The organism is Streptomyces flavofungini, assembly GCF_041028215.1.
Classification (GTDB): Bacteria; Actinomycetota; Actinomycetes; order Streptomycetales; family Streptomycetaceae; genus Streptomyces; species Streptomyces flavofungini_B.
In genome coordinates, this window is record NZ_JASKYR010000217.1 from 1 (window position 1) to 10,793 (window position 10,793).

The window sequence follows — 10,793 nt, forward strand, 5'->3', positions numbered from 1 at the left end:
CCGCTGCACTCCACCGCCCTCGGCAAGGTGCTCTCCGCCTACGACCCGGTCGCGCACAACGAGGCCCTGGAGGCCGAGCGGCAGCCGCTCACGGCCCGTACGGTGACCGACCCCGAGGAATTCGAGGGCGTCCTCGACCTCACCCACGCGGTCTCCCGCCCTGCCCGGCCGCCCCTGCCCGGCCCGCCGCCGTACGCGCCCCGACGCCATCCGTGCCCCGCGCCGCCGCGCCGACGTGCGGGCGGAAGCCGTCCGGGCGACCATCGATGCACCGATCAGCCCGCAAGGACCCGGTCCAGGACCCTGCCTGGACCGATAGGTCGAAACGATCAATAACGATCGTGTTTTCAATAACAGAACTCTTGACGTGCAAGTAACCACGGGGTGAGACTCGCGTCCATCGGTCGGCATTGTCGAACACCTACCGGCATTACGCGCTAGAGTGGGACAAGGCCAAGGGCCGGCAACGACCTCACCTGAGGTCGCGGACCACCGGAGGGACCCGGGGTTCGCCTTCCCCTGGACGAAGGACAAAGGAGTCGCGGGTGTCCAGCTCCGACATCTTCATCGGCGAGACCATCGGTACCGCCGTGCTCATCCTGCTGGGCGGTGGCGTGTGCGCCGCCGTCACGCTCAAGCGCTCGAAGGCCAAGGACGCCGGCTGGGTCGCCATCACCTTCGGGTGGGGCTTCGCCGTACTGACCGGCGCCTACCTCGCGGGCGGCGTCTCCGGCGCCCACCTGAACCCGGCGGTCACGCTCGGCCTCGCCGTCGAGGGCGGCACCAAGTGGAGCGATGTCCCGCTCTACCTGGCCTCGCAGCTCCTCGGCGCGATGATCGGCGCCGTACTGGTGTGGGTCACGTACATGGGCCAGTTCAAGGCCCACCTGACGGACCCCGAGATCCTCGCGGCGCAGCCCGTCGAGGAGGGCATGGTCGACCAGAAGGCCGCCCCCGCGGCCGGTCCGGTCCTCGGCGTCTTCGCCACCGGCCCCGAGATCCGCAACTACGTCCAGAACGTACTGACGGAGGTCATCGCCACCGTCGTCCTGGTCCTCGCGATCCTGACCCAGGGCCTCAACGACGGCGGCAACGGCCTCGGCACCCTCGGCGCCCTGATCACCGCGTTCGTCGTGGTCAGCATCGGCCTCTCGCTCGGTGGCCCCACGGGCTACGCGATCAACCCCGTCCGCGACCTCGGTCCGCGCATCATCCACTCCGTGCTCCCGCTGCCGAACAAGGGCAGCTCGGACTGGTCCTACGCCTGGGTCCCGATCGTCGGCCCGCTGATCGGCGGCGCCCTCGCCGGCGGTCTCTACAACGTCGCGTTCAAGTAGACCCGCGACAGCGACCGATGACCGCCACAGACGCCTGAGACCGACAGCGAAGAACTACTGGAGCACACCGTGACCGACGCACACACCGCAGGCCCCTTCATCGCCGCCATCGACCAGGGCACCACGTCCAGCCGCTGCATCGTCTTCGACAAGGACGGCCGGATCGTCGCCGTCGACCAGAAGGAGCACGAGCAGATCTTCCCCAAGCCGGGCTGGGTCGAGCACGACGCGACCGAGATCTGGACCAACGTCGAGGAGGTCGTGGCCGGGGCCGTCGCCAAGGCCGGGATCACCCGCGACGACATCAAGGCGATCGGCATCACCAACCAGCGTGAGACCACGCTGCTGTGGGACAAGAACACCGGCGAGCCGGTGCACAACGCCATCGTCTGGCAGGACACCCGCACCGACGCGCTCTGCAAGGAGCTCGGGCGCAACGTCGGCCAGGACCGCTTCCGCCGCGAGACCGGCCTCCCGCTGGCCTCCTACTTCGCGGGCCCCAAGGCCCGCTGGCTGCTCGACCACGTCGACGGTCTGCGCGAGCGCGCCGAGGCGGGCGACATCCTCTTCGGCACCATGGACTCCTGGGTCATCTGGAACCTGACCGGCGGCGTCAACGGCGGCAAGCACGTCACCGACGTCACCAACGCCTCCCGCACCATGCTGATGAACCTCCACAAGATGGAGTGGGACGCCAGAATCTGCGAGTCCATCGGCGTGCCCACGGCGATGCTCCCCGAGATCCGCTCCTCCGCCGAGGTCTACGGCGAGGTCACCGGCGGCAAGCTCGGCGATCTGCTCGGCGGCATCCCCGTCGCCTCCGCGCTCGGCGACCAGCAGGCGGCCCTGTTCGGCCAGACCTGTTTCGACGAGGGCGAGGCGAAGTCCACGTACGGCACCGGCACGTTCATGCTCCTGAACACCGGTGACAAGGCCATCAACTCCTACTCCGGGCTGCTGACCACGGTCGGCTACCAGATCGGCGACCAGAAGCCGGTCTACGCCCTGGAGGGCTCCATCGCGGTCACCGGTTCGCTGGTGCAGTGGATGCGCGACCAGATGGGCCTGATCAACTCCGCCGCCGAGATCGAGACCCTCGCGTCCTCGGTCGAGGACAACGGCGGCGCCTACTTCGTACCGGCCTTCTCCGGCCTGTTCGCCCCGTACTGGCGCTCCGACGCCCGCGGTGTGATCGCCGGTCTGACCCGGTACGTCACCAAGGCGCACATCGCGCGCGCCGTCCTGGAGGCCACGGCCTGGCAGACCCGTGAGATCACCGACGCCATGACGAAGGACTCCGGCGTCGAGCTCGCGGCCCTCAAGGTCGACGGCGGCATGACCTCCAACAACCTGCTGATGCAGACCATCTCGGACTTCCTCGACGCGCCCGTGGTGCGCCCGATGGTGGCCGAGACGACCTGCCTCGGCGCCGCCTACGCCGCCGGTCTCGCCGTCGGCTTCTGGTCCTCGACCGACGAGCTGCGCGCCAACTGGCGGCGGGCCGCGGAATGGACCCCCCACATGGACGCGGGCACCCGCGACCGTGAGTACAAGAGCTGGCTCAAGGCCGTCGAGCGGTCCATGGGCTGGCTCGACGAGAGTGGCGAGGAGTAAGACACATGACCACCCTGCAGAGCGTCCCTGCCCTCGGGACGCATCCGGCTGCCGGCCTCAACCCGAGCCGCGCCGAGACCCGGGAGCAGCTTTCCAAGGCGACGTACGACCTCCTGGTGATCGGCGGCGGAATCCTGGGCATCTCCACCGCCTGGCATGCCGCGCAGTCGGGCCTGCGGGTGGCCCTGGTGGACGCCGGTGACTTCGCCGGCGCCACCTCCTCCGCCTCCTCCAAGCTGCTCCACGGCGGTCTGCGCTACCTCCAGACCGGCGCGGTGAAGCTGGTCGCGGAGAACCACTTCGAGCGCCGCGCGGTCTCCCGTCAGGTGGCCCCCCACCTGGCGAACCCGCTCACCTTCTACCTGCCGGTCTACAAGGGCGGCCCGCACGGCGCCGCCAAGCTCGGCGCGGGCGTCTTCGCCTACAGCGCGCTCTCCGCGTTCGGCGACGGCGTCGGCCACCTGCTCTCGCCGTCGAAGGCCGCGCAGGACGTGCCCGAGCTGCGCACCGACAACCTCAAGGCCGTCGCGGTCTACGGCGACGACCAGATGAACGACTCCCGCATGGCCCTGATGACGGTCCGCGCGGCCGTCGAGGCCGGTGCCGCCGTCCTCAACCACGCCGAGGTCACGGGCCTGCGCTTCACCAAGGGCCGGGTCACGGGCGCCGAGCTCAAGGACCGCGTGAGCGGCGACGAGTTCGGGATCGACGCCCGGCTGGTCCTGAACGCCACCGGCCCCTGGGTCGACCACCTGCGCAAGATGGAGAACCCCGACGCGGCGCCCTCCATCCGCCTCTCCAAGGGCGCGCACCTGGTCCTCAAGCGCACCGCCCCCTGGAAGGCCGCGCTGGCCACGCCGATCGACAAGTACCGCATCACGTTCGCCCTGCCCTGGGAGGACATGCTGCTGCTCGGCACGACCGACGAGGAGTTCGAGGGCGACCCGGCGGACGTGCGCGTCACCGAGGCCGACACCGCCCAGATCCTGGACGAGGCCGCGTTCTCCATCCGCGACCAGCAGCTCTCGCGCGACCTGATCACCTACTCCTTCGCGGGTCTGCGGGTGCTGCCCGGCGGCCCCGGCGACACCTCCAAGGCCAAGCGCGAGACGGTCGTCACCGAGGGCAGGGGCGGCATGCTGTCGGTCGCGGGCGGCAAGTGGACGACCTTCCGCCACATCGGCCGTACGGTGATGAAGAAGCTGGAGTCGCTCCCCGGCCACCCGCTCGGCGAGGACTACGAGCCGATCTCGGAGCTGCCGAAGAAGCTGCCGCTGCCCGGCATCGCCAACCCGCGCGCCGTCGCCCACCGCCTCCTGGTGGACGGCCCCGCGCCGGGCCCGCGCATGGCCGCCGACACCGCCAAGCACCTGGCGACGCACTACGGCTCGCTCTCCTTCGACATCGCCCGCCTGGCGAACGAGAACCCCGAGCTCGCCGAGCGCGTCCACCCCGACGCCCCGGAGATCTGGGCGCAGGTCGTCTACGCCCGTGACAACGAGTGGGCCGAGACGGCGGACGACGTGCTGCGCCGCCGCACCACGCTGACGATCCGCGGCCTGGCCACGGACGACGTGCGCGGCAAGGTCGAGGACCTGCTCGGCAAGAAGGCCTGACCGTAAGCGGGCTCGCGTGAGCCGTCGGCTCTCGCGTGAGCGGCCGCGTCCGAGCGGTCGGGTAAGGGGCGGTTCCCATGGCGGGCCGCCCCTTACGTACGATCACCGGCGTGAGCTCTCCCCTGACGTCGCCCTCCGACGGGCAGCCCATCACCCGTGTCCCGCGCACCGGACTGCCCGCCCAGGCGGTCGTGGTCGGTGACCCGGGCCGCGCGGAGGCCGTCGCCGCGCTCCTCGCCGACGCCAAGGAGGTGTCGTACCACCGCGAGTACCGCACCTTCACCGGCGACTGGCACGGCACCCCGGTCGTCGTCTCCTCGCACGGCGTCGGGGCCCCCGGCGCCCTGCTGCTCTTCCAGGAGCTGGCCGCGGCGGGCGTCCGCACCTTCCTGCGGCTCGGCACCGCGGGCGCGATCCGGCCCGGCATCCGCGACGGCGACCTGGTCATCGCGGACGCGGCGGTGCGCGATGACGGGGTGACCCAGCAGCTCATCCCCGCGGAGTACCCGGCGTTCGCGACCCCGGAGGCCGTCATCGCGCTCCAGCGCGCGGCGCGGGCCATGGACGCGCCGCACCACCGGGGCGTGGTGTGGACGCGGGCCGCGTTCCAGCCGGGATTCCTGCCGCTGCCCGGCGATGCGTACGAGCGGGCCGGGATCGCGGCGATCGAGATGGAGCTCTCGGCGCTGTACGTCTTCGCCTCGACGCACGGCCTGACCGCGGGCGGCGCCCTGGTGGTGGACGGCGCGAACGCCGACGAACTGGTGGACGACGAGGCGCTCCTGTCGACCGGCGGCTACGACCCGCACCGCGACGTGGTCGCCGCCGGGGTCGACCGGGGCGCCCGGATAACCTTGGACGCGCTGCGCCTGCTGGTCGCGCGGCGGACGTGACGACCCGGAAGAGCGGAAACGATGCCTCAAACCGACCTGCCGGTCCAGGACCGCGGCGGCTCAAGGGACCTGGACCTGCTGGTGCACGGCGGTGACGTGCTGACCGTCGACGCCGCGGGCACCGTCGTGCCGGACGGCGCGGTGGCGGTGCGCGCCGGACGCGTCGTGGAGGTCGGCCCGGCGGGCAGGCTGCGCGCCGCGTACGACGCCGCGCGGGAGATCGACGCCCGGGGCTGCCTGGTCCTGCCGGGGCTGATCAACACCCATACGCACCTGGCGATGAACCTGCTGCGCGGCATCGCCGACGACCTCACCCTCCAGGGGTTCCTGTCCCGCGTCATCCCGCGCGAGGCCGAGATCCTCTCCCCCGGCACGGTGGCGACCGCGCTGCGCGGCGCGATCGCGGAGTCCGTGCGCGCCGGGGTCACCACGGCACTCGACATGTACTGGTTCCACGAGGCCGCCGAGGCGGTGGCGCGGGACGCGGGCTGGCGGCTGCTGGGCGGGCCCACCTTCATGGACGTGCCGGGGCCGCCCGACGGCCGCCCCTACGCGGAGCGGCTCGGCTGGGCGAGCGCGTACCTCAAGGGCCGCACACCGGCCCCGGGCACCCGTCCCGTGGTCTTCGCGCACTCCGCGTACACGCTGGGCCCCGAGCAGCTCACGGAGATCGCCGCGCTGGCCCGCGCGCACGGCGCCCTGCTCCATCTGCACGCGGCCGAGAACGCGGGCGAGGTGGCGACCGTCCTGGAGCAGCACGGCAAGCGCCCGGTCGAGCTGCTCGACTCGCTCGGTGTGCTCGGCCCCGACACGCTGCTCGCGCACGCCGTCGACCTCACCGACGCGGAGATCGCGACGCTGGCCCGCACCGGCACCGCCGTCGCGCACTGCCCGGTGTCGAACCTGAAGCTGGGCTGCGGCATCGCGCGCGTACCGGAGCTTCTCGAAGCGGGCGTCACGGTGGGCCTCGGCACGGACGGCGCCGTGAGTTCCAACACCCTCGACGTGCTCGGCGCGGTGCGGATGGCGGCGCTGGTGCACAAGGCGGGCGGCGATCCCACGGCGGTCGGCGCCGAGCAGGCCGTGCGGATGGCGACCATCGAGTCGGCGCGGGCGCTCGGCCTCGGCGACTCGCTCGGCTCCCTGGAGCCGGGCAAGCGGGCCGACCTCGTCGTCGTCGAACTCGGCCGCCCGCACACCGCGCCCCGGCACGACCCGTGGTCGACGCTCGCCTACGCGGCGGCCGCCGGTGACGTGCGGGACACTGTGGTGGACGGGCGGGTGCTGATGCGGGACCGCGTACTGCGCACGCTCGACGAGAGCGCCGTCCTGCGGGAGCTGGCAGCCGCCGCGGGCGCCCACCAGGAGACGAGCACGGCATGACCCCGATGACCGAGTACGAACCCACCCGCGGCTTCACCGGCCGCGCCCGCGCCGCCGACCGCGATCCGCGCCTGCCGCCGGGCCAGTACGACGCCCGCGACGGCTGGCCGGTGCTGTCCGCCGAGGTGACACCGCACCTGGCCGCCGCCGACTGGACCTTCCGCGTGGACGGCCTCGTGGCCGAGCCGCGCACCTGGGGCTGGGACGAGGCGCACACGCTGCCGTCGGCCGAGTACCGGGGCGACATCCACTGCGTGACGAGCTGGTCGAAGTTCGGGGTGCGCTTCGGCGGGGTGAGCCTGGACAGCTTCCTGGCCGCCGTCCGCCCGCTGCCCGAGGCCTCGCACGTCGTCGCGTACTCCCACACCGGCTACACCAGCAATCTGCCGCTCGCCGACGTGACCGGCGGCCGGGCGTGGATCGTCTGGGAGTACGGGGACGAGCCGCTGCCCGCCGAGCACGGCGGGCCCGCGCGGCTGATCGTCCCGCACCTCTACTTCTGGAAGAGCACCAAGTGGATCGCCGGGCTGCGGCTCCTCGACCACGACGAGCCCGGCTTCTGGGAGCAGAACGGCTACCACCACCGGGGCGACCCGTGGGCCGAGGAGCGTTACGCAGGTGACTGACATCCCCTCCCCCGCCGACGGCCCGCGGCCCGGGGCGGGCACGCCGTCCGCCGAGGGCCGTTTCGTGCCGCCGACGCGGTTCGCCGTGCCCGGCCGGATCGCCGTGAGCGAGCGCGCCGCGAGCCTGTGGCAGCGGGCGCTGATCACGGGCGTCCGCGCGGAGACCCCGCACGCCTCGACGTTCCGGCTCAAGGTGCCCGAGTGGGAGGGCCACCTGCCGGGGCAGCACCTGATGCTGCGGCTGACGGCCGAGGACGGCTATGCCGCCCAGCGGCACTACTCCATCGCCTCCGCACCGGACGGCAGCGGTGAGATCGAGCTGACTCTCGACCATGTGCGCGACGGCGAGGTCTCGGGGCATCTGCACACCGTCGCCCGGGTCGGCGACACCGTGGAGGTGCGCGGTCCGCTCTCCGGCTTCTTCGCCTGGCCGGGCGACCGGCCCGCGCTGCTGCTCGGGGCGGGCTCCGGGGTGGTGCCGCTGATGTCGATGGTGCGCCACCACCGGCGCGCGGGGATCGGCCTGCCGCTGCGCCTGATCGTCTCGGCGCGCACCCGCGAGGACCTGATCTACGCCGACGAGTACGGCGACGAGACCACCGTCGTCCTGACCCGCACCGAGGGGCGCTTGAACGCGTCCCACCTGGCGCCCTTCCTCGGCCCGGGGCAGCCGGAGGGCGGCTGGGAGGCGTACATCTGCGGCTCGAACGGATTCGCGGAGCACGCCTCGCGGCTCCTGGTCCAGGGCGGTCAGCCGGTGGACCGGATCAGGATCGAGCGCTTCGGCTGACCGGCGCGGAACGCCGAACCGTCATCGCCTGATACATCGGATGTCGGAGCCGGTTCCTTCGACCGCCGGCACGGACTGTTGAGGCGAGGTCCCCATGGCTGTCACCGACGAGGCCATCGAGAAGATCAAGGGAATGATCGTCTCGGGTGCGCTGCGCCCCGGGGACCGGCTGCCCAAGGAGAGCGAGCTCGCCGCCGGCCTCGGCCTGTCGCGCAACTCCCCGCGCGAGGCGGTCCGTGCGCTCTTCCTGATCCGCGCCCTCGACGTACGCCCGGGTGACGGCACCTATGTCACGAGCCCGGACCCGCAACTCCTCCTGACGGCCCCGAGCTTCGTCGTGGACTTCCACCGCGACGACACGGTCCTCGAATTCCTCGCGGTGCGCCGCATCCTGGAACCGGCGGCGACCGCGATGGCCTGCGCCCACATCACCGATACCGGACTCGCCGCACCGAGCGAGCAGTTGGCGGCGCCGGGAAGCGCGGGGAACTCCGTGCTCTGCTCCCTGCTCGACGGGCCCTCCGGACCGACCACACGGGCCCGCGTCCGGCGCGGTCCGCCCCAGGAGGACGCCGTCGGCCGCACGCTGCGGAACGGGCGTGCTCCGCAGGGTGACGACCGTACGCCCGTCCCCCCGCGACCCGTGCGAACCACCCGTTTCCCGGCGCCCAGCGTGGGCAGTGATCACGCACTCCCCCACGCAAGGGGGCTGCGTAGGGCCCCTGCGGACGCCGTAAGGTTGGGGCGTACGCAAGGGAACGTCGGAAGGAGGCCTGGGTGATCGAGCTCGACGGAGTTCCCGAGCTGGTCGACCCGGTCATGGTGGCCGCGTTCGAGGGCTGGAACGACGCAGGCGACGCCGCCTCCACCGCGGTCGCGCATCTCGACAAGGAATGGAAGGGCGAGGTGTTCGCGGCGCTGGACGCCGAGGACTACTACGACTTCCAGGTCAACCGCCCCACCGTCTGGCTGGACGACGGGGTACGCAAGATCACGTGGCCGACGACCCGGCTCTCCGTGGTCCGCGTCGGCGGCGAGAAACCGCGTGACCTCGTGCTGGTGCGCGGTATCGAACCGTCGATGCGCTGGCGCTCGTTCTGCAACGAGATCCTCGGCTTCGCGCATGAACTCGGCGTGGAGCTGGTGGTGATCATGGGTGCGCTGCTCGGCGACACCCCGCACACCCGGCCCGTCCCGGTCAGCGGCGTGACGTCCGACCCGGACCTGGCCCGCACCATGGACCTGGAGGAGACCAAGTACGAGGGCCCCACAGGCATCGTCGGCATCCTCCAGGAGGCGTGCACGCACGCGGGCGTCCCGGCCGTGAGCCTCTGGGCCGCCGTCCCGCACTACGTCTCGCAGCCGCCGAACCCGAAGGCCACGCTCGCCCTGCTCAACCGCCTGGAAGACCTGATCGACCTGCGCATCCCGCTGGGCGAACTGGCCGAGGACGCGCGCGCCTGGCAGCTCGGCGTGGACCAGCTCGCCGCCGAGGACAGCGAGGTCGCGGAGTACGTGCAGTCGCTGGAGGAGGCGCGGGACACCGCCGAGCTGCCCGAGGCGTCGGGCGAGGCCATCGCCCGCGAGTTCGAGCGCTACCTGCGGCGCCGTGACGGCGGCCCCGGACAGAGCGGCGGCAGCCACGCGACGGACGGCGAGGGTGCCGCGTATCTGCGCGACACCCCCAGCGAGCGCACCCGCCCGCCGAAGCCCAAGCCGTCCCAGCGTCCCGGGCAGAGCACCGAGGGCGAGAGCGACGGCGACGACTCGTCCGGTCCGTCCGACTCCTCGGACGACTAGGGCCTAACGCCTGGATCAGGCCGGGGCGCAGCGGAACATCGCCCCGGCCCGGTCCGCGCGATCCCCGCTCCTGGAGCCGTTGGTGTCCGCCACCCTCAGCGGAGTCGACGTGGGTACCAACGCCCTTCTCGTACGCCGTGCCCGCGAGGGCCGACGTCCTGCCATCGCCCGCGCCCGACTCGCCGTCGCCGCGGCCCAGTTCCCGTCCGGCGCTTGAGGACGAGCCCGCAGGGCGACGCCTGGAGGCGCGGACGGAAGCCGGACGGCGGAGAGAGGCCCACAGCCCGCCACGGGCGTACCCGGCAGCCGCACGAGCGGTACATCTCAGCCCGCCACGGCTGAACCCGACAGCCGCACGGGCGGTGCGTCTCAGCCCGTCCGGCGCTTGAGGACGAGCCCGCAGGGCGACGGCTGGAGGCGCGGGCGGAGGCCGGACAGGCGGGGAGAGGGCCACAGCCCGCCACGGCTGWACCCGACAGCCGCACGGGCGGTGCGTCTCAGCCCGTCCGGCGCTTGAGGACGAGCCCGCAGGGCGACGCCTGGAGGCGCGGACGGAAGCCGGACGGCGGAGAGAGGCCCACAGCCCGCCACGGGCGTACCCGGCAGCCGCACGAGCGGTACATCTCAGCCCGTCCGGCGCTTGAGGACGAGCCCGCAGGGCGATGCCTGGAGGCGCGGGCGAAGGCCGGACAGCGGAAAGAGGGCACGCGCCGTCRGGCATCGCCCTGCGGGCT

Annotated in this window: 10 protein-coding genes and 1 pseudogene; all 11 read left to right on the forward strand. The window is 72.5% G+C overall.

Translation table 11 applies throughout. The features are described from left to right. A partial coding sequence (locus AB8Z36_RS17010; RefSeq protein WP_369214159.1) for an IclR family transcriptional regulator domain-containing protein occupies positions 1–336 on the forward strand: 336 nt, incomplete at its 5' end. Between the two features lie 209 nt (positions 337–545). Further along, positions 546–1,337, forward strand: a complete 792-nt coding sequence (locus AB8Z36_RS17015) for an MIP/aquaporin family protein (protein WP_369214160.1) — start codon at positions 546–548, stop codon at positions 1,335–1,337. 69 nt (positions 1,338–1,406) lie between these two features. Next, positions 1,407–2,951 carry a glycerol kinase GlpK gene (gene glpK, locus AB8Z36_RS17020; RefSeq protein ID WP_369214161.1) on the forward strand — a complete coding sequence of 515 codons (1,545 nt, stop codon included), beginning with the start codon at positions 1,407–1,409 and terminating at the stop codon, positions 2,949–2,951. Positions 2,952–2,956: 5 nt separating this feature from the next. Continuing rightward, positions 2,957–4,567: a glycerol-3-phosphate dehydrogenase/oxidase gene (locus tag AB8Z36_RS17025; RefSeq protein WP_369214162.1), complete on the forward strand. Its 1,611-nt coding sequence runs from the start codon at positions 2,957–2,959 to the stop codon at positions 4,565–4,567. A 110-nt stretch (positions 4,568–4,677) separates the two neighbouring features. After that, positions 4,678–5,460: a nucleoside phosphorylase gene (locus AB8Z36_RS17030; RefSeq protein WP_369214163.1), complete on the forward strand. Its 783-nt coding sequence runs from the start codon at positions 4,678–4,680 to the stop codon at positions 5,458–5,460. 21 nt (positions 5,461–5,481) lie between these two features. Next, entirely contained in the window at positions 5,482–6,843 is a 1,362-nt protein-coding gene (locus AB8Z36_RS17035) for an amidohydrolase (protein WP_369214164.1), read from the forward strand. Then, on the forward strand, positions 6,840–7,469 hold the full coding sequence (locus AB8Z36_RS17040) for a sulfite oxidase-like oxidoreductase (RefSeq protein WP_369214165.1): 630 nt from the start codon (positions 6,840–6,842) through the stop codon (positions 7,467–7,469). The genes AB8Z36_RS17035 and AB8Z36_RS17040 overlap by 4 nt, the downstream gene beginning before the upstream one ends. Before the next feature lies 1 nt (position 7,470). Next, entirely contained in the window at positions 7,471–8,259 is a 789-nt protein-coding gene (locus tag AB8Z36_RS17045; RefSeq protein WP_369214168.1) for a ferredoxin reductase, read from the forward strand. A gap of 94 nt (positions 8,260–8,353) precedes the next feature. Continuing rightward, positions 8,354–8,863 (forward strand): annotated as a pseudogene (locus tag AB8Z36_RS17050) (FadR/GntR family transcriptional regulator); the annotation flags it as partial. Between the two features lie 173 nt (positions 8,864–9,036). Next, positions 9,037–10,059, forward strand: a complete 1,023-nt coding sequence (locus AB8Z36_RS17055) for a PAC2 family protein (RefSeq protein WP_369214166.1) — start codon at positions 9,037–9,039, stop codon at positions 10,057–10,059. A gap of 82 nt (positions 10,060–10,141) precedes the next feature. Further along, positions 10,142–10,276 carry a hypothetical protein gene (locus AB8Z36_RS17060; RefSeq protein WP_369214167.1) on the forward strand — a complete coding sequence of 45 codons (135 nt, stop codon included), beginning with the start codon at positions 10,142–10,144 and terminating at the stop codon, positions 10,274–10,276. Positions 10,277–10,793 lie beyond the last annotated feature (517 nt).